19 protein-coding genes are annotated in these 17550 nt (G+C 69.1%); 7 read left to right on the top strand and 12 right to left on the bottom strand.

Annotated elements, in window-relative coordinates; translation table 11 throughout:
* Window positions 1-35: 35 nt before the first annotated feature.
* The 3 genes from DXT68_RS07045 to DXT68_RS07035 all read right to left on the bottom strand — a co-directional run bounded on the left by DXT68_RS07045 (window position 36) and on the right by DXT68_RS07035 (window position 3234).
* The gene (locus DXT68_RS07045) at window positions 36-1712 is read right to left on the bottom strand and encodes a ribonuclease J (protein ID WP_045255313.1); all 1677 of its coding nucleotides are present in this window, start codon (window positions 1710-1712) and stop codon (window positions 36-38) included.
* Window positions 1713-1780: 68 nt separating this feature from the next.
* Window positions 1781-2758, bottom strand: a complete 978-nt coding sequence (gene dapA / locus DXT68_RS07040) for a 4-hydroxy-tetrahydrodipicolinate synthase (protein ID WP_045255314.1) — start codon at window positions 2756-2758, stop codon at window positions 1781-1783.
* Between the two features lie 29 nt (window positions 2759-2787).
* Window positions 2788-3234 carry an EF-Tu/IF-2/RF-3 family GTPase gene (locus DXT68_RS07035; protein ID WP_082069038.1) on the bottom strand — a complete coding sequence of 149 codons (447 nt, stop codon included), beginning with the start codon at window positions 3232-3234 and terminating at the stop codon, window positions 2788-2790.
* A 36-nt stretch (window positions 3235-3270) separates the two neighbouring features.
* Here DXT68_RS07035 and DXT68_RS07030 point away from each other — a divergent pair, with 36 nt between their 5' ends.
* Window positions 3271-3810 (top strand): NUDIX domain-containing protein, encoded by a 540-nt coding sequence (locus DXT68_RS07030; RefSeq protein WP_045255315.1) that lies wholly within the window; start codon window positions 3271-3273, stop codon window positions 3808-3810.
* 43 nt (window positions 3811-3853) lie between these two features.
* Here the strand turns inward: DXT68_RS07030 and DXT68_RS07025 are convergent, their stop codons facing one another.
* Genes DXT68_RS07025 through DXT68_RS07015 form a run of 3 tightly spaced genes read right to left on the bottom strand, consistent with a single transcriptional unit; the run spans window position 3854 to window position 5897 of the window.
* On the bottom strand, window positions 3854-4615 hold the full coding sequence (locus DXT68_RS07025; protein ID WP_045255316.1) for an SDR family NAD(P)-dependent oxidoreductase: 762 nt from the start codon (window positions 4613-4615) through the stop codon (window positions 3854-3856).
* Window positions 4615-5091, bottom strand: a complete 477-nt coding sequence (locus tag DXT68_RS07020; RefSeq protein WP_045255317.1) for a dihydrofolate reductase — start codon at window positions 5089-5091, stop codon at window positions 4615-4617. Before DXT68_RS07020 ends, DXT68_RS07025 begins: the two co-directional genes overlap by 1 nt.
* Window positions 5088-5897 carry a thymidylate synthase gene (locus DXT68_RS07015; RefSeq protein ID WP_045255318.1) on the bottom strand — a complete coding sequence of 270 codons (810 nt, stop codon included), beginning with the start codon at window positions 5895-5897 and terminating at the stop codon, window positions 5088-5090. Before DXT68_RS07015 ends, DXT68_RS07020 begins: the two co-directional genes overlap by 4 nt.
* Before the next feature lie 96 nt (window positions 5898-5993).
* On the opposite strand from DXT68_RS07015, the gene DXT68_RS07010 reads away from it, so the two are divergent.
* From DXT68_RS07010 to DXT68_RS07000, 3 genes are all read left to right on the top strand, one after another.
* On the top strand, window positions 5994-6404 hold the full coding sequence (locus DXT68_RS07010) for a thioredoxin family protein (RefSeq protein WP_045255319.1): 411 nt from the start codon (window positions 5994-5996) through the stop codon (window positions 6402-6404).
* 22 nt (window positions 6405-6426) lie between these two features.
* The gene (locus tag DXT68_RS07005) at window positions 6427-6993 is read left to right on the top strand and encodes a DUF4395 domain-containing protein (RefSeq protein ID WP_045255320.1); all 567 of its coding nucleotides are present in this window, start codon (window positions 6427-6429) and stop codon (window positions 6991-6993) included.
* Between the two features lie 105 nt (window positions 6994-7098).
* Window positions 7099-7524: an OsmC family protein gene (locus DXT68_RS07000; RefSeq protein WP_045255321.1), complete on the top strand. Its 426-nt coding sequence runs from the start codon at window positions 7099-7101 to the stop codon at window positions 7522-7524.
* Between the two features lie 6 nt (window positions 7525-7530).
* On the opposite strand, the gene DXT68_RS06995 is transcribed toward DXT68_RS07000, so the two are convergent.
* The 5 genes from DXT68_RS06995 to DXT68_RS06975 form a co-directional block, all read right to left on the bottom strand.
* Window positions 7531-7968, bottom strand: coding sequence for a hypothetical protein (locus tag DXT68_RS06995; protein WP_045255322.1), 438 nt, complete (start codon window positions 7966-7968; stop codon window positions 7531-7533).
* Window positions 7965-8705 (bottom strand): 4-hydroxy-tetrahydrodipicolinate reductase, encoded by a 741-nt coding sequence (dapB, locus tag DXT68_RS06990; protein ID WP_045255323.1) that lies wholly within the window; start codon window positions 8703-8705, stop codon window positions 7965-7967. The genes DXT68_RS06995 and dapB overlap by 4 nt, the downstream gene beginning before the upstream one ends.
* Before the next feature lie 58 nt (window positions 8706-8763).
* A complete protein-coding gene (locus tag DXT68_RS06985) occupies window positions 8764-9366 on the bottom strand; it encodes a histidine phosphatase family protein (RefSeq protein WP_045255324.1) in 603 nt (200 codons plus the stop codon).
* 79 nt (window positions 9367-9445) lie between these two features.
* Window positions 9446-10474: an aldo/keto reductase gene (locus DXT68_RS06980; protein ID WP_045255325.1), complete on the bottom strand. Its 1029-nt coding sequence runs from the start codon at window positions 10472-10474 to the stop codon at window positions 9446-9448.
* 212 nt (window positions 10475-10686) lie between these two features.
* Complete coding sequence (locus DXT68_RS06975; protein WP_045255326.1) at window positions 10687-12957, bottom strand: polyribonucleotide nucleotidyltransferase; 2271 nt, start codon at window positions 12955-12957, stop codon at window positions 10687-10689.
* A 365-nt stretch (window positions 12958-13322) separates the two neighbouring features.
* Between DXT68_RS06975 and DXT68_RS06970 the strand changes: the two genes are divergently transcribed.
* Window positions 13323-14633, top strand: coding sequence for a UDP-glucose dehydrogenase family protein (locus tag DXT68_RS06970; protein ID WP_045255327.1), 1311 nt, complete (start codon window positions 13323-13325; stop codon window positions 14631-14633).
* 21 nt (window positions 14634-14654) lie between these two features.
* On the opposite strand, the gene DXT68_RS06965 is transcribed toward DXT68_RS06970, so the two are convergent.
* Window positions 14655-16580, bottom strand: coding sequence for a GDSL-type esterase/lipase family protein (locus DXT68_RS06965; RefSeq protein WP_244268219.1), 1926 nt, complete (start codon window positions 16578-16580; stop codon window positions 14655-14657).
* A gap of 154 nt (window positions 16581-16734) precedes the next feature.
* On the opposite strand from DXT68_RS06965, the gene DXT68_RS06960 reads away from it, so the two are divergent.
* Both DXT68_RS06960 and DXT68_RS16935 read left to right on the top strand, forming a co-directional pair.
* Entirely contained in the window at window positions 16735-17349 is a 615-nt protein-coding gene (locus DXT68_RS06960; RefSeq protein WP_244268220.1) for a DedA family protein, read from the top strand.
* Window positions 17350-17359: 10 nt separating this feature from the next.
* The gene (locus DXT68_RS16935; RefSeq protein ID WP_162247495.1) at window positions 17360-17536 is read left to right on the top strand and encodes a DUF5302 domain-containing protein; all 177 of its coding nucleotides are present in this window, start codon (window positions 17360-17362) and stop codon (window positions 17534-17536) included.
* Window positions 17537-17550: the final 14 nt, after the last annotated feature.

Genomic DNA, 17550 nt, shown 5'->3' with positions numbered 1-17550 from the left:
GACGCACGGCTGTGAACGCGGCTCGCCGCCGAGGATCAGGCCTCGATGACGAGCGGGACGATCATCGGACGGCGACGGAGCTTCTGGTTCACCCAACGACCGATGGTCCTGCGGATCACCTGCGAGAGCGCATGCGTGTCGCGGACTCCGTTGCCGGAGGCCTCCTTCAGCGCGGCGATGATCTTCGGCGTCACGTCGTCGAAGACGGAGTCGTCCTCGGCGATGCCGCGGGCGTGGATCTCGGGCCCGGAGATGATCCGCCCGGTCGCGGCATCCACGACGACGATGACGGAGACGAAGCCCTCCTCGGCGAGGATGCGACGGTCCTTGAGATCGGCGTCGGTGATGGCGCCGACGGTCGAGCCGTCGACGTACACGAACCCGAGGTCGAGCTGGCCGACCACGCGCGCGTCGCCGTCCTTCAGGTCGATCACGGTGCCGTTCGATGCGATGATCGTGCGCTCGGCCTCGACGCCGGTGTCCTGGGCGAGCTTGGCGTTCGCGATCAGGTGCCGGTACTCGCCGTGCACGGGGAGGACGTTCTTGGGCTTGAGGATGTTGTAGCAGTAGATGAGCTCGCCGGCGGCGGCGTGACCGGAGACGTGCACCTTGGCGTTCGCCTTGTGCACGACGTTCGCGCCGAGCTTGGTCAAGCCGTCGATCACGCGGTAGACGGCGTTCTCGTTGCCCGGGATCAGGCTGGACGCGAGGATGACCGTGTCGCCCGGTCCCGGCTCGATCGCGTGGTCGAGGTTCGCCATGCGGCTGAGCACGGCCATCGGCTCGCCCTGTGACCCCGTGGACATGTACACGATCTTGTCGTCGGGGAGGTCCTTGGCCTTCTTGTAGTCGATCAGCAGTCCACTGGGCACCTTCAGGTACCCGAGGTCTTCGGCGATCGTCATGTTGCGCAGCATGCTCCGTCCGAGCAGGGCGACGCGCCGGCCGTGCGCGTGGGCGGCGTCGAGGACCTGCTGCACACGGTGGACGTGGCTGGAGAAGCTCGCGACGATGACCCGGCGCGGGGCCTTGCCGATGACCTGGTCGAGCACGGGGCCGATCGAGCGCTCCGTGGGGGTGAACCCGGGGACGTCCGCGTTCGTGGAGTCCACGAGGAAGAGATCGACGCCCTCCTCGCCGAGGCGCGCGAAGGCACGCAGGTCGGTGATCCGGCCGTCGAGCGGGAGCTGGTCCATCTTGAAGTCGCCGGTGGCGAGGACGAGGCCGGCGGGGGTGCGGATCGCGACCGCGAGAGCATCCGGGATCGAGTGGTTCACGGCGACGAACTCGAGGTCGAAGGGCCCGACCTTCTCGTTCTGCCCTTCCTTCACCGTGAGCGTGTACGCCTTGATGCGGTGTTCCTTGAGCTTCGCCTCGACGAGGGCGAGGGTGAGGCCGGAGCCGATCACCGGGATGTCGCTCTTGAGGCGCAGCAGGTACGGCACGGCGCCGATGTGGTCTTCGTGGCCGTGGGTCAGCACGACGCCGACGATGTCGTCGAGGCGGTGCTTGATGGGCTCGAAGTCCGGCAGGATCAGGTCGACGCCCGGCTGGTGCTCCTCGGGGAAGAGCACGCCGCAGTCGACGATCAGGATCTTTCCGTCGAACTCGAAGATCGTCATGTTGCGGCCGATCTCGCCGAGTCCGCCGAGCGGGGTCACTCGGAGGGTGCCGTCGGCGAGGGCAGCGGGTTCTGAGAGCGGGATGGACATGTGGTCTCCTCAGTCGGATGCCCGAGGCATCCGTTCGTTCGTTACGACGCGCCTCGGCGCGCCAGGTGTCAGCGGGTGGTGCCGTGCACTTTCGGCAGGGCGCCGCCCGCGGCCGCGTTGCGGTCGGGGCGGAAGTTGGAGAAGTCGGCACCGGCGAGATCGCTCACGAGATCGAGCTCGTCCTCGATGAGGGCGGCCTCCCACTCTTCGGGACCGACGAGCGGCAGACGCACGCGGGGGCTCGAGATGCGCCCGAGGCCGTGCAGGATGTACTTCGCCGCGACCGTTCCCGGCACGTGCGTCATGACGGCGCGCACCAGGGGCTCGAGACGCTTGTGCTCGACGGTGGCGGCGGCGAGATCGCCGCGGTTCACGGCGTCGATGATGGTGCGGTAGGGGGTGGCGGTGATGTTCGCGGTCACGCCGATCAGGCCGGTGGCGCCGATCGAGAGATGCGGGAGTGCGTTCGCGTCGTCGCCGGAGAAGTACATCAGATCGGTCTGGTTGAGCACGCGGCTGACTTCGGAGAAGTCGCCCTTCGCATCCTTCACCGCGAGGATGTTCGGGTGCTTCGCGAGCCGCAGGATGGTCTCGTACTTGATCGGCACACCGGTGCGCCCGGGGATGTCGTAGAGGATGACCGGCAGATCCGTGGCGTCCGCCACGAGCCGGAAGTGCGTGAGGATTCCCGCCTGCGTGGGCTTGTTGTAATACGGGGTGACGATCATGATGCCGTCGGCACCGGCCTTCTCACTGGCCCGGTACAGCTCGATCGCGTGCGCGGTCTCGTTCGATCCACCGCCGGTGATGATCTTCGCGCGCCCGGAGGAGACGGACTTGCCGACCTCGACCAGCTTGAGCTTCTCGGGGTCGGTGAGGGTGGAGGTCTCCCCCGTCGTCCCCGTCACGACGATGCCGTCGGCCCCCGCGGTGATGACGTCGTCGATGTGCTTCTCGACGGCGGGCCAGTCGACTTCGCCGTCGGCCGTCATCGGGGTGACGAGCGCGACGAGGACCTGTCCGAAGGGATTGCCCGAATGCGTCATGCCCCCCAGCGTATCGCTTCGGATGCTGCTCACGCAGACGGGGCGGGACGGATGACGTCGCCGCGGGCGACCGCGATCTTCTCGCGGAGCAGGAGACCCACCGGCTCACCGACCGTGGCCTCTTTCACATGCTTCCGGAACATCTCGATGCCGGTGATTCGCGTCTGCGCCTGCACGACACCCTCGCGCAGCACCTGGATGTCATCGTCCACCCGCAGCACACCGGATCTCATCGTGCCCGTCGCGACCCTTCCGCGCCCCGTGATCGTGAAGACGTCCTCGACCTGGAACTCCGCCCCGCTCGAGTGCACGGACAGCGCACCGGACGCCGCAGGGCGCGTCCCGTCGTCGACCGTCGGCGGCGACGGGAGACCGGAGGTCATCGCCGTGAGCCGCGCGGCCTCGGCCTCGTTGTACCGCCGGAGCACCTCGTTCGCGTCCTCGGCGTCTTGCTTTCTTCCGAACAGCCATCCCATGCGGACGATCCTACGGAGCCACCTAGGCTCGACACCATGACATGGGTCACACACGAGTCGTCGACGGTCTACGCGAATCGGTGGATCGAGGTGCGGGAGGACCAGGTCACGGGCCCCGCGGGCGACGGGATCTACGGCGTGGTGACGATGCGGCATCCGGCGGTCTTCGTGATCGCGCTCGACGACGAGGATAGGATCTGCCTCGTCACGCTCGAGCGGTACACGACCGGCGTCTCGATCGAGGTACCGGCCGGGGGAAGCGATGGCGAGGATCCTCTCGCGGCCGCGAAACGCGAGCTGCTCGAGGAGACCGGGTACATCGCCTCCGACTGGACGCCGCTCGGAACCATGAACGCCCTGAACGGCATCGCGGATGCGCCCGAGCACGTGTACCTGGCCCGCAGCCTGACCTCGTCGGACGACTCCACGCGCACACAGGCGGAGGAGGGCATCGACGCCGTCACCTGGGTGCCGTTCGCCGAGGCTCTCGGCATGATCGCCGACGGACGCATCACCGACGGGGAGACCGTGGCGGCGATCGCCTACGCCGGCATCCACCTGCGCAGGTTCCGCTGACGGGTGTCGGTGCGCTCGAGGGAGATCGCTCCGAGGATCCGGCTCAGACGCGTCCGCGCCGTGCCACTCCTGATGTCACGGAGCTCGGAAGCAGGCTCGCGAGCGCCACGATCGCCTTGTAGCGCAGCGACGGGATCGAGACCGCCTTGCCCTGTGCGGCATCGCGAAGACCCGCACGGACCACATCTCGCGCATCCAGCCACAGGAGACCCGGGATTCCCTCGTGACCGGGCGCGAGTCCCATCCGCTCATGGAACGTCGTGTGGGTGAACCCCGGGCAGACCGCGGTCACGCTGACTCTGTCCGAGGCGTATTCGACATTCGCCCAACGGCTGAAGCCGATCAGCCAGCTCTTGCACGCCGAGTACGTGGAGCGCGAGATGAAGCCGGCGACCGAGGCGACGTTGATGATCCGTCCCCCGCGACCGCGCATCGACCCGAGCGCGGCGTGCATGAGGCGCATCGATGCCTCGACATGCACGCGCAGGTGCCTCACCTCGTCGTCGATGTCATTGTCGGCGAACTGCAGCGGCAGCCCGAAGCCCGCGTTGTTGATCAGCAGGTGCACCGGGTCGGACGCATCACCGAGACGCTCGGCCACGCGCTGCACGTCGTCGGTGACCGACAGGTCGGCCACAAGGACTTCCACCGCCACGCCGAATTCGCTGCGCAGCTCTGCGGCGACGTCCTCGAGCGCTCCGGCGGTTCGCGCGACGAGGATCAGATCAGCCTGTCGACGAGCGAGTTCGCGAGCGAACTCGGCGCCGAGTCCGGCGCTCGCTCCCGTGATGAGTGCGGTGGGCATCAGCGCTCGTATCCGAGGAAGCGGTAGCGGATGCCGGTGCGCGATGTCGCCCATTCGGACTCGTCGACCAGCCGCCAGCCGGTCGTGTCGGGCGCATAGGCATCACCCGAGACGTCGAGATCGAGTTCCGTGACCTCGAGACGGTCGGCATCGGTGATGACGAGGCGGAAGATCTCGGCTCCGCCGATGATCCAGACCCTGTCGTGTCCGCGCACCGCATCGGTCACGGTGGCGGCACGAGTCGCGCCCTCTGCAGACCAGTCCTGCTGCCGCGTGACCACGATGTTGTCGCGCCCGGGAAGAGGACGGAACCGGGCAGGCAGCGAGTCCCAGGTCTTGCGCCCCATGATCACGGGCGCGCCGAAGGTCTTCTCCTTGAAGTGGGCGAGATCCTCGGGCACGTTCCAGGGCATGCCGCCCTCGGCGCCGATGACCCCTCCCCTGGCTTCCGCCCAGATGAGGCCGACCCAGGTCATACCGCCACCGCCGCGCGGATCGGGGCGTGGTGCTGATAGTCCTCGACGATGAAGTCCTCGTACCGGTAGTCGAACACGTTCTGCGGGGTACGGGCGAAACGCAACGTCGGGTAGGGGTACGGCTCCCGGCTCAGCTGCTCGCGCACCTGCTCGACGTGGTTGTCGTAGATGTGGCAGTCACCACCGGTCCAGACGAAGTCGCCGGGCTCGAGCCCCACCTGCTGCGCGACCATGAGAGTGAGCAGCGCGTAGGAGGCGATGTTGAACGGCACTCCCAGGAAGAGGTCGGCGCTGCGCTGGTAGAGCTGGCACGAGAGCTTGCCGTCGGCGACGTAGAACTGGAAGAGCGCGTGACAGGGGGCCAGCGCCATGTCGGGGATGTCGGCGGGATTCCAGGCCGAGACGATGAGGCGACGCGAGTCGGGCGACCGGCGGATCTGCTCGATGACCTCGGCGAGCTGATCGATGCTCCGACCGTCCGGGGTCGGCCACGAGCGCCACTGCACGCCGTACACCGGACCGAGGTCGCCGGACTCGTCGGCCCACTCGTCCCAGATCGTGACACCGTTGTCCTGCAGCCACTTGACGTTCGACTCGCCGCGGAGGAACCAGAGCAGCTCGTAGGCGATCGATTTGAAGTGCACGCGCTTGGTCGTGATCAGGGGGAAGCCCTGCGCGAGATCGAAACGGATCTGCCGGCCGAAGACGCTGGTGGTCCCCGTGCCGGTTCGATCCGACTTGTGCGTGCCGGACTCCAGCACGTCGCGGAGCAGGTCTTCATACGGCGTCGGGACGGCTGCGCTCATGTCTGCCAGACTACCCGCCCCCGGGGCGCGGATGCCCGATCGTCACGAGCCGACACAACCGCGCTCGGCGCGCCGACGGCCCCGTATCCTCGATCCATGTCGCCCGCATTCGCCCTCGCCGCAGCCCTTGCTCTGCTCGGGCTCGCCACCGCCCTGGGCATCGTGCTGCGTGTCCGCGACGGGCGCCGCCGAACGGGCGGTCGACTGCGTTTCGACCCCGCCGATGCGGGTGTCGGCGCGCTGGGCCGCCATGCCACCCTGGTGCAGTTCAGCACCGAGATGTGCACACGCTGCCCGCAGGTGCGGCGAATGCTCTCGTCGTACGTCTCCGAGCGCGACGGTGTGCACCACGTCGAGGTCGATCTCACCCATCGCCCCGACCTGGCCTCCCGCTATCGGGTGCTCCAGACCCCCACCACCTTCGTCGTCGACGCCTCGGGCGCCGTCCTGGCCCGTTTCCACGGCGTGCCGCAGCGCCACGCCCTCACCGACGCACTCACCGCCTGAGGCGGCAGAACCTGGAGCAGAGATGACCAGCACCCCCGGTATCGACCCGCGCGGGCCGCGCTTCGCGGCCACGATCACGACAGTGCTCCTGCTGGTGGCCACCTTCCTCGGTCTGATCGGGATCTCGACAGCCCGGACGTTCGGCTGGTTCGCATACCAGCCGCTCGCGTCGGCGGGACTCGGATCCGGCACCTGGGCGGTCGCCTCGGCATCGCTCGCCCAGCGGGCAGTCGACCCTGGATTCCTCCTCACCGTCGTGATCGCGCTCCTGTTCCTCTGGGGCGTGGCGTGGCCCTCGACCGCCCCCTGGGGCGTCGTCTTCCGGCGGTTCGTGCGCCCTCGTCTCTCGCCTCCGACCGAGCTCGAGGACCCGCGTCCGCCGCGCTTCGCACAGGGCGTCGGCCTCTTCGTCGTCACCGTCGGACTCGTCCTGCATCTGGTCGGCGTGCCGTGGGCGCTTCCGATCGCGACCGCCGCGGCGTTCGTCGCCGCGTTCCTCAACGCCGCTTTCTCGGTCTGCCTCGGCTGCCGGCTGTACCTGCTGTTGCAGCGCGCAGGACTCGTCGCGCGCGGCTCCACCGCGACCTGAGGATCACGCGCCGGCCGCCCGACGGCTGTTCCCCCGCCTCGCCGCGCTCGGTAGGCTGACCGGACACGCGTCCGCACATCCCGCGGCGCGAGAATCGGAGAGATCATGCCCGTCACCAGCGAAGCCGCCACCACCTGGACCGGATCCCTCGCGGAGGGTTCGGGCACCGTGTCGTTCTCCTCGTCGAAGCTCGGCACCTTCCCCATCAACTGGAAGGCGCGCAGCGAAGGCAGCGACACGACCACCACTCCGGAGGAGCTGATCGCCGCCGCTCACGCGTCGTGCTTCAGTATGGCGCTGTCTCACGCGCTCTCCGAGAACGGCACTCCGCCCGAGCGCGTCGACACCAGCGCCTCGGTCACCTTCAAGCCGGGCGTCGGGATCTCCGGCAGCCACCTCAACGTCAATGCGGTCGTACCGGGGCTCGACGCCGACGACTTCCAGCGGATCGCCGCCGAGGCGAAGGTCGGCTGCCCGGTGTCCCAGGCTCTTGCGGGCATCGAGATCACGCTCGAGGCCACACTCGCCTGAGTCCCGTCAGCCGCGGGCCACGCGGATCGCCGCACGGATGCTCGCGCGGGCGTCCTTGCGGCGCCCCGCGGCATCCTGCACCACCCCGAGCCGGTACCGCGCTCGCCAGTCGCTCGGTGCGGCATCCGCCTCGGCTGCGTAGCGCGCGATCAGAGGATCGGCGTCCGAGCGGGCGATACGTCCGCTCGGAGTGAGCTCCGACTCCGCCTCCGGCATCCCGCCCTCGGCATCGAGTTCACGCCCCAGACGGTCGGCCGCGAATCCGAACTGCATCTCGCGCACCAGCGCCCAGGCACCGATCGGCGTGAGCACGATCAGCGCGACTCCCATCCCGATCGACACGGCGGTGCCCACGGCGAAGAACATCACCGCGAGCCAGATCGCGACCGCGAGGTAGACCAGCAGCGCCGCGGCCATGAGCGCGACGCCGATCCTCGACATCATGAGCGGATGCCGATGTCGATCATGCTCTCCAGCCCGACGTGCACGCCGATCGCCTGCACGGCGAACGGGACCGCGAGACGGATGCCGGGCGCGTAGGCCAGAGCGGGCTCGACCGTGTCATGGGTGAAGGTGAGCGACTCCCCCGGGCCTGCGAGCACGACCTCCTGCTTCGCGACCACCCCTGGACGACGCAGGGAATGGATGGGCACGCTGCCCACCTGCTGCCCGCGGGCGCGCTGGTCGGCATGAGGCGCGCTCACGGGTCCCTGCTCCGCTCGGGCGGCGGCGATCAGCTCGGCCGTCCGCACGGCCGTGCCACTGGGGGAATCGACCTTCCCCTCGTGGTGCGCCTCGACGATCTCCGCGGAGCCGAAGAACGGCGCGGCCGCGGCGGCGAGGGCGGAGCCCAGCACCGATCCGAGGGAGAAGTTCGGGATGAACACGGCACCCGTGCCTGCGTCCTCGACGAGCGGACGCACCAGGGCCAGCCGCTGAGTCGACCAGCCGGAGGTCGCGACGAGCACGTTGATGTGCCTCTCCACCGCTGCGCGCACGACGTCGATGCTCACCTGAGGCGTGGTGGCGTCGATCACGAGCCCGGCGCCGTCGAGCTCAGCGAGATCGCTGCGCGAGGTGAGCACGCGGCCCACCTCGAAGCCCTCGAGGTCGTCGATCACCGAATGGATGATCGAGCCGAGCTTCCCGGTTCCGCCGACGAGTGCTACCTGCGTGGTCATGCACCCAGTCTATTTCGCCGGGGCTCTGCAGCCTCGCGGCGGGCCGTGCCCCGAGGGATCAGACCGGCATCGTGTCGGGGATGCCGGTGCGCAGCTCGACCGGAAGATGGCCGGTGTCGTTATGCGTGAGCAGCGTCCACGGCCTTCCCTGCTTCTGCGCGATGACCGTGAGTCCGCAATGCGCCTGGTTGAGGGTCATCCACCGCCACTCTGGCGCTCCGAGAACCTCTCGGACGAACCAGGAGATGACGAAGTTGTGGGTGATGAGCACCTCGTGGACGTCTCCCGGCTTGCGCACCAGGAACTCGTTGACGGCATCGAACATCTGCGCGCGTCCCGCCTCGAGCTCGGCCTCGGTGACGGCTCCGAAGAACGGCTCGTAGGCGGCAGGCGTCTCGTCGGTCATGCCGGTGGGCACGCAGTCGAACAGCAGCGCCGTCGGCTCGGGGTCGACCGACGGCAGACGGGCGGCGATCGCCCTCGCCGTCTCGTTCGCGCGCAGCAGGGGCGAGTGCCAGACGGCGTCGAGCGGAAGGCCCGACAGGCGATCGGCGATCAGCTCGGCCTGGCGCTGACCTCGAGGCGACAGGGGTCCGTCGGCGAGACCGTGCTCGGCGTCCTGATGTTCGCCATGTCTGACCAGATATATGTAATGCGTCACAAACTCGCTCGCTTCATCGACAGCGTTTGTCGGTTCCACTCCACCCTATGCCAGGTCTGTGACAGCGTCGTGACGCCGCTCAGTTGCCGGCGCGGGTGAGTTCTGCGACCTGTGCGCGCGACAGCGTGACACCGGCCCCCTGCATCAGCTCGTCGACGTGCTCCGCGGCGAAGGCGTTCACGATCGGCGCCGCGACAGTGCGCTGGGCGAGCAGCCACGCGATCGACACGGCGGCGACCGGCACCTCGAGTTCGGTGGCGACCTGATCGAGGGCGCGGAGGATCTTGGTGCCGCGACGGTTCAGATGTCCGCGCAGCTGCTCTCCGCGCACGCCCTTCGAGGCCAGCGCCTTGCTGCGGTGCCTCCCCGAGAGGAAGCCATGCTCCAGCGCGTGCGACGGAGTCACCGCGAGGCCCTGCGCGCCGGCGACGAGACGCAGATCGCCCTCGAAGGGCTGACGCCTGACCAGGTTGTACGGAGAGTCGATGACTTCGATGCGCGGATATCCGGCCGAGGCGAGGATCCGCGCCTCGACGAGGCGCTCAGGGGCGAAGCCGAAGGCTCCGAGCGCACCGATCTTTCCCGCGTCGACCATCCATTCGACCGTCGCGAGAGTGTCTTCGAGGTTCGTGGTCTTGTCGAGAGTCGCATCGAGGTAGACCACGTCGATCCGCTCGACACCCAGTCGGGTGAGGGATCCTTCGACGGCGCGAACGAGGTTGACGGATCCGAGTCCGGGGTTGTCGGCGTGCGCGCCGATGCGCGCGCTCACCACCGAGCGCTCCCTCTGACCACGGGACTGCAGCCACTGACCGATGATGTGCTCGCTGCGTCCGCCGGAGAATCCGTCTGCCGTGTGGATCGCGTTGCCGCCGAATTCGACATATCTGTCGAGGATCCCGTGACTGGTCTCGAGGTCGACGTTCCAGCCGAACTCCGCGGCACCGAGCATCAGAGGGAACGTCTCGAAACCCGTCTCGCCGAGCGGGACGCGGATGTTCTCCCCTATTCCGGGTCCGATGACCGGGATGGGAGCCGACGGATGCTCAGCCAGGCTCTCCTGCGCGCGGTCGTTCGAGGCTCCTGTGCCTACGCCGAACAACCGCATATCCTCACCCCGCCTCGGCCGTGGACCACGGCCCGCATCACTGCCCGAATACACCCCCCGGTGCGTACTTCGAGAGTAGGCGAGTTCTGCGAACTCCCCGACCAATCCGAGGAACGGCGGGCGAACTTCCCATAACGGTTTGGTCACGTCGGACACGACGAAGCCCGGGCGTCCTGAGGGACGGCCCGGGCTCCGTGTCGAAGCGCTGGGGATTACTCCGCAGCGGACTCCTCGGCAGCAGCGGCTGCAGGAGCCTCGTCGATGACGGGCTCGAGCGACAGCTTGCCGCGGTCGTCGATCTTCGTGATCTTCACGAGGATCTTCTGTCCGACGGAGAGGACGTCGTCGACGTTCTCGACGCGCTTGCCACCGGCGAGCTTGCGCACCTCGGTGACGTGCAGCAGACCGTCCTTGCCCGGAAGCAGCGAGACGAACGCACCGAACGTCGCGATCTTCACGACGGTTCCGAGGAACTGCTCACCCACCTCGGGGTTGGTCGGGTTCGCGATCGCGTTGACCTGGGCCCGTGCGGCCTCGGCCGACGGTCCGTCGGTCGCGCCGATGTAGACGGTGCCGTCCTCCTCGATGGAGATCTGCGCGCCGGTCTCGTCCTGGATCGAGTTGATCGTCTTGCCCTTCGGGCCGATCAGCTCACCGATCTTGTCGACCGGGATCTGCACGCTGATGACGCGAGGCGCGGTGGGCGCCATCTCGTCGGGCGCGTCGATCGCGGCGTTCAGGACGTTGAGGATCGTCAGACGGGCGTCGCGGGCCTGGGTGAGCGCACCGGCGAGGACCGAGGTCGGGATGCCGTCGAGCTTCGTGTCGAGCTGGATGGCGGTGATGAACTCACCGGTACCCGCGACCTTGAAGTCCATGTCGCCCAGAGCGTCTTCTGCGCCGAGGATGTCGGTCAGCGCCGCGTAGCGGGTCTCGCCGTCGACCTCATCGGAGACGAGGCCCATGGCGATACCGGCGACGGGTGCGCGCAGCGGCACACCGGCGTTCAGCAGCGACAGGGTCGACGCGCAGACGGAGCCCATCGAGGTCGAGCCGTTGGAGCTCAGCGCCTCGGACACCTGACGGATCGCGTACGGGAACTCCTCGCGGCTCGGCAGGACCGGCACGAGCGCGCGCTCGGCGAGGAAGCCGTGCCCGATCTCGCGACGCTTCGGCGAACCGACCCGGCCGGTCTCACCGGTCGAGTAGGGCGGGAAGTTGTAGTGGTGCATGTAGCGCTTGCTCGTGGTGGGCGACAGCGAGTCGATCTGCTGCTCCATCTTGAGCATGTTCAGCGTGGTGACGCCCAGGATCTGGGTCTCACCGCGCTGGAAGATCGCCGATCCGTGCACGCGCGGGATGACCTGCACCTCGGCGTCGAGCGGGCGGATGTCGGCGAGGCCACGGCCGTCGATGCGAGCGCCCTCGGTGAGGATGCGACCGCGGACGATCTTCTTCGTCACGGACTTGTACGCCGCGGAGAACTCCAGCGGGGCGCCGGCGTGGAGCGAACCCGACTCGGTGGCCTCGATGAGCTCTGCCCGGACGCGGTCCTTGATCGCGTCGTCCGCAGCCTGACGGTCGGACTTGTCGGCGATCTGGTAGACGCCGACGAGGTCGTCGTAGGAGCGGCCGGCGACGAAGTCGTAGACCTCCTGGCTGTACGCCGGGAAGACCGGGTACACGCCCGGCTCCTTCGACGAGGTGGCGGCGAGCTCGGCCTGAGCCTTGACGAGCTGAGCGATGAAGGGCTTCGACGCCTCGAGGCCCTGCGCGACGATGGTCTCGTCGGGCTTGGTGGCGCCGGCCTTGATCAGGTTCCAGCTGCCCTCGGTGGCCTCGGCCTCGACCATCATGATCGCGACGTCTTCGGAGCCGTCGGACTTGGTGACGACGCGACCGGCGACGATGAGGTCGAACACGGCCTCTGCGACCTGCTCGGCATTCGGGAACGCGACCCACTGGTCGGCGTGCTCGCCGTGGCCCGGGACGAACGCGAGGCGCACACCGGCGACGGGACCCGAGAAGGGCAGACCCGAGATCTGCGTCGACGCGGAGGCCGCGTTGATCGCGAGAGCGTCGTAGTACTCGCCGGGAGCGATCGACATCACCGTGATGACGACCTGGACCTCATTGCGCAGGCCGTCGACGAACGACGGACGCAGCGGACGGTCGATCAGACGGCAGACGAGGATCGCCTCGGTGGAGGGGCGGCCCTCACGACGGAAGAACGAGCCGGGGATCTTGCCGGCGGCGTAGGAGCGCTCCTCGACGTCGACCGTCAGCGGGAAGAAGTCGAAGCCCTCGCGCGGGTGCTTGCCTGCGCTGGTGGCCGAGAGGAGCATGGTCTCGCCGTCGAGGTACGCGGCGACTGCGCCCTGAGCCTGCTGCGCGAGGCGGCCGGTCTCGAAGCGGATGGTGCGGGTGCCGAAGCGGCCGTTGTCGAGAACGGCCTCGGTGGCGGTGATTTCAGGACCTTCCAAGAGGTCTCTCCTTCTTTGTTTAGGCTCGCGCACCCGTATGGTGCGCGAGCGTATTCATGAAGGAGCGGATGCGGCAGGATATGGGCGCGCGGGCATTCCCGCGAATGTCACCTGCGCTGGCCACCAGTAGAAAGCCACCCGACGCGACCCGCCGAGGAACCCACCACAGGGGACCAGCTCTCCGCCGATCGCTCCATGAGTCGATATGAAGTTATGCGGTCGACACGCGTCGACCGCATCCAGCCTATCAGCGGCGGCCCGAAAAGCCCCGTGGGCTCGACGCCCGGGTGTTCCGACATGCGCCGTCCACGTGGCGTTCACCCCTCCGATGCTCTCGCGTGAGGAGCATCGGGTCTTGTGGGCGCATGCGCATGTCAGTGATCGGATGCGGGTACCTCGGTGCCGTGCACGCCGCAGCGATGGCCTCGATCGGACACGACGTCGTCGGTATCGACGTCGACGAGCACAAGGTCGCCGTGCTCGCGCACGGGACGGCACCGTTCTTCGAGCCACGGCTCGAGGAGCTGCTGCGGGACGGACTGACCTCGGGACGCCTGCGGTTCAGCAGCGATATGGCCGACGCGCGCGGATCCGACGTGCATTTCCTCGCCGTGGGCACCCCGCAGGTCGCGGGCGGGCATGCGGCCGATCTGCGGTTCGTCGACGCGGCCCTCGAGTCGCTCCTCCCCCATCTCCGCCGAGGTGATGTCGTCGCCGGCAAGTCGACGGTGCCGGTCGGCACCGCGGAACGCCTGGCCGCGCGCGTCGACGAGACGGGCGCGACGCTGGTGTGGAACCCCGAGTTCCTTCGTGAGGGCTGGGCCGTGCACGACACGCTCACACCCGACCGCCTCGTCGTCGGCGTGCCAGACGGAGCCGGGGGTGCCGGGGCCGCGACGCTGCTACGGAAGGCCTACGCCTCCGCCGTCGCGACGGGAACCCCGTTCCTCGTCACCGATCTCGCGACCGCCGAGCTCGTCAAGGGAGCCGCGAACGCCTTCCTCGCCACCAAGATCTCGTTCATCAACGCGATGGCCGAGATCGCGGAAGCCGCGGGCGCCGATGTCGCGCTGCTCGCGGACGCGCTCGGATACGACACCCGCATCGGCAGACGCTATCTCGGCTCGGGGATCGGCTTCGGCGGCGGGTGTCTGCCCAAGGACATCCGCGCCTTCACTGCGCGTGCCGAGGAACTGGGCCGCGGAGAGGCCGTGGGTTTCCTCCGCGAGGTCGACGCGATCAACCTGCGTCGTCGCGACAGGGCGGTGCAGATGGTCGTCGACGCACTGGGCGGGCTCGTGTTCGGGCGACGGGTCGCGGTGCTCGGCGCGGCGTTCAAGCCCTTCAGCGACGACATCCGCGACTCCCCCGCGCTCGATGTCGCGGTGCGGCTGCGGGGGTTGGGCGCCGACGTCGTGGTGACGGATCCGGCGGCGCTCGCGAACGCGGAGGCCGCTCATCCTCAGCTCGGGTATGCCGCCGAGCGCGATGACGCCCTGCGCGACGCGGATGCCGTCGTGATCGTCACGGAATGGGACGAGTACCGCCGCGACCTCACCCCCGAGCATGCGGGGTCGCTCGTCGCCGGGCGGGTGATCATCGACGGCAGGAACTGCCTCGACGCCGATCTCTGGCGAGCGGCCGGCTGGTCGTATCACGGCATGGGTCGCCGCTGACCCGCGCGGCCTCGCCGACGATCAGCCGACGCTGACCCCGCGCGGAGCTCGCGAGCGCCCGAGATAGACGTAGTCGTCGTGCTTCGCGACACGCCCGTCGCCGGCCGCACGGCCGTGCAGGCGTCGCCACACCCAGGGCAGCGCGTGGCGACGCCACCACAGACCGGCGCTGATCGGCTCGTCGTCGTGCAGCGACGCATCGAGCGCACCCAGCGCGTCGGCGTGCGGGACGCCCAGCACCTCTCCCACCCGGTAGGCGAGGAAGCGATGACCGCGGCTGCTGAGATGCACGAGGTCCTCACCCCAGTGGGGACGCTCGGGCAGCGTCGGATGCAGATCGGTGTCGATCAGGATCGCGCCCGTGCGTGCCGCGATACCCGCCAGGGCGGTGGCGAACGACGCGAAGCGCGCGGCGTAGATGCCCGCCGCACGGCGGTCGGGGAGAAAGGGCGTGACCAGGACCACGTCGGCGCCGATGGCGCGGAGCCGGGTCACTGCGCTCTCGAGCTCGGCTGCGAGCGCGGTCACGTCGACACGCGGTTTCACGAGGTCGTTGGCGCCGATGAGCACCGACACGAGGTCGGGACGGAGCTCGATCGCCCGCGGCAGCTGGGTCTCGCAGACGTCGCGCACGCGCTTCGAGCGGATGGCGAGGTTGGCATAGTGCAGTCCTCCCCTGGACGCGAGCAGCAGCGCCAGTCGGTCCGCCCATCCCCGCAGGGTTTCCTCGGGTCCGGGATCGCACAGCCCCTCGGTGAGAGAGTCCCCCAGGGCGACGTAGCGCTGCCAGCGACGCGCGTCGATCGATCGCGACGGATCGGGGCGGGTCCTGCGGCGAGCGCGCGCGCCCGCGTCGACGGCCTGCAGTGCCCTCGCCTCGTCGAAGTGGCCCAGCAGCTGGTCGCAGACGCTGGCCCAGCTGCGTCCCTGCACGGCCTGATGCCCGGCGGCCCCGAACGCTCTGCGCTTTCGGGCGTCGCCGGCGAGATCGGCGACGCGCATGCGCAGATCCTCGAGATCTCCCGGGCGGTAGAGCCATCCGTCGATCCCCATCCGCACGAGATCGAGCGGCCCGCCGCGCCCGGTGGCGACGACAGGCACTCCGCTGGCGTGCGCCTCCTGCAGCGTCTGTCCGAAGGTCTCGCTCTCGCCGGGGTGCACGAACACGTCGAAGGAGGCCAGCGCGGCGGCGAGCGCATCCCCCTCGAGATGTCCGAGGAACACCGCGCTCGGCATCAGCGTCTCGAGTCGGGGCCGGCTCGGCCCGTCCCCCACGATCACGAGGCGCGCCCCGGGGATGTCCTGCAGCGCCGCGAGGTCTTCCACCTGCTTCTCCGGAGCGAGTCGGCCGACGTAGCCGATCACGGTCTCGGTACCCCATGCGGCACGCAGCTGCGCACTCCGGCGCATCGGCTGAAAGCGTTCCGCATCGACTCCTCTGCCCCATCTCCTGACCCGATCGACCCCGAGGTCGGCGAGTCGGTGCGCGGCGTCTTCGGAGGGCGCGAGCGTGAGGGTCGCCCGCCGGTGCAGGCGCGCGATGTGGGTGTGGGCGAGGCCTGTGGTCGCGGGGACCCGGTATCTCGCCGCGTACGCCGCGACGTCGGTCTGATAGGCCGCCACCGAGGGCACCTCCAGTCGCTCTGCGGCGAGCGCACCGCGCCATCCCAGCGCGAAAGGGGAGGCGAGGTGCACGACGTCCGGTTGAAAGCGTCGGAGGGAGGCGGCCACGCGGTGGGCGGGCGAGGTCCCCACCCTGACGTTGCGGTAGCCGGGGAGTGCCAGGCTCGGGATGGCTTCGACGGCCGCGCCGGAGATCTCGGTCGGCAGGCCGACGGCATCCGGTGCGAGCACGTGCGCCTCATGGCCCGTGCGCTCGAGGTGCCGGAGGATCTGCAGCACGGATCCGGTGACACCGTTCATGTGCGGAAGGAAGGACTCGGTCACGATCGCGACTCTCACCCGCCCAGGATGCCCGGTGTCGGCGCCGTCTGAGGCGCGAACGTGCCCCTGCCACCAGAAGTTCACCGGATGCTGGAGCGCCGGTCACCGGCTATCCCGACGTTGGTTGCCGTTCACCTCCGGCGCGCAGTGTGGTGGGGTGCCGTTCGAGCTGCTCACCGGCCCCTGGGCCCTGCTCATCATGAGCCTCCTCGTCCTCGGGGACTCCTTCCTGGTTGTCGTCCCCGGGGAGATCGCCGTGACGGTTCTCGGCGCGATCGCCTCGACGTCGGGTTCTCCCCCGCTGTGGGCCGTCATCGGATGTGCGGGAGCGGCGGCGGCCTGCGGCGACATCGCCTGCTATCTCGTCGGACGCACCGTGGGCATCGAGCGCTGGGCGTGGATGCGCCGCCCCCGCGTCCGGGCAGCGCTGGACTGGGCAGGGCTCCGGCTCGACGGGGGCACGGCGAGCGTGCTCTTCACCGCGCGGTTCGTCCCCTTCGCGAGGCTGGCGATCAACCTCGTGGCCGGGGCCTCGCGCATCCATCCTGGACGCTACATCGGCCTCGTGACGACGGCTGCGCTCGGATGGGCCGCCTATCAGGCGTCGGTCGGCGCGGTGGTGGCCGCGGTGATCCCCGGGGGTCCGGTGGTGGCTGTGGTCGTCTCGGTCGCCGTGGCGCTCGGCCTCGGCGCGGCGATCGACCTCGCCGTGCGACGCGCGCGACGCAGGTCGTCGGCATCCACTCGGCCGCCGCGCAGCGACGTGGCCTAGGCTTGCGGGCATGAGCACCGAAGAAGGCGCGTCCTCCACCGAGGACATGAAGCGCAAGTTCAAGGAAGCGCTCGAGAAGAAGAACGCGCACCACCGTCAGGGCGAGTCGCACCTGGATGGCGACTCCGCCGTCCATGGAGCAGCGGCCCCGCAGACGCGGCGTGAGTTCCGACGCAAGAGCGGTTGATCGCACGGATGCGG

Origin of the sequence: Microbacterium foliorum (genome assembly GCF_003367705.1) — a bacterium.
Taxonomy (GTDB): Bacteria; Actinomycetota; Actinomycetes; order Actinomycetales; family Microbacteriaceae; genus Microbacterium; species Microbacterium foliorum.
This window is presented reverse-complemented; position numbering and strand designations above follow the sequence as displayed.

Coding starts and splice junctions, on each gene's coding strand:
- DXT68_RS07045 (WP_045255313.1), bottom strand. CDS start 1,712: ATGTCCATCCCGCTCTCAGAACCCGCTGCCCTCGCCGACGGCACCCTC.
- dapA (WP_045255314.1), bottom strand. CDS start 2,758: ATGACGCATTCGGGCAATCCCTTCGGACAGGTCCTCGTCGCGCTCGTC.
- DXT68_RS07035 (WP_082069038.1), bottom strand. CDS start 3,234: ATGGGATGGCTGTTCGGAAGAAAGCAAGACGCCGAGGACGCGAACGAG.
- DXT68_RS07030 (WP_045255315.1), top strand. CDS start 3,271: ATGACATGGGTCACACACGAGTCGTCGACGGTCTACGCGAATCGGTGG.
- DXT68_RS07025 (WP_045255316.1), bottom strand. CDS start 4,615: ATGCCCACCGCACTCATCACGGGAGCGAGCGCCGGACTCGGCGCCGAG.
- DXT68_RS07020 (WP_045255317.1), bottom strand. CDS start 5,091: ATGACCTGGGTCGGCCTCATCTGGGCGGAAGCCAGGGGAGGGGTCATC.
- DXT68_RS07015 (WP_045255318.1), bottom strand. CDS start 5,897: ATGAGCGCAGCCGTCCCGACGCCGTATGAAGACCTGCTCCGCGACGTG.
- DXT68_RS07010 (WP_045255319.1), top strand. CDS start 5,994: ATGTCGCCCGCATTCGCCCTCGCCGCAGCCCTTGCTCTGCTCGGGCTC.
- DXT68_RS07005 (WP_045255320.1), top strand. CDS start 6,427: ATGACCAGCACCCCCGGTATCGACCCGCGCGGGCCGCGCTTCGCGGCC.
- DXT68_RS07000 (WP_045255321.1), top strand. CDS start 7,099: ATGCCCGTCACCAGCGAAGCCGCCACCACCTGGACCGGATCCCTCGCG.
- DXT68_RS06995 (WP_045255322.1), bottom strand. CDS start 7,968: ATGATGTCGAGGATCGGCGTCGCGCTCATGGCCGCGGCGCTGCTGGTC.
- dapB (WP_045255323.1), bottom strand. CDS start 8,705: ATGACCACGCAGGTAGCACTCGTCGGCGGAACCGGGAAGCTCGGCTCG.
- DXT68_RS06980 (WP_045255325.1), bottom strand. CDS start 10,474: ATGCGGTTGTTCGGCGTAGGCACAGGAGCCTCGAACGACCGCGCGCAG.
- DXT68_RS06970 (WP_045255327.1), top strand. CDS start 13,323: ATGCGCATGTCAGTGATCGGATGCGGGTACCTCGGTGCCGTGCACGCC.
- DXT68_RS16935 (WP_162247495.1), top strand. CDS start 17,360: ATGAGCACCGAAGAAGGCGCGTCCTCCACCGAGGACATGAAGCGCAAG.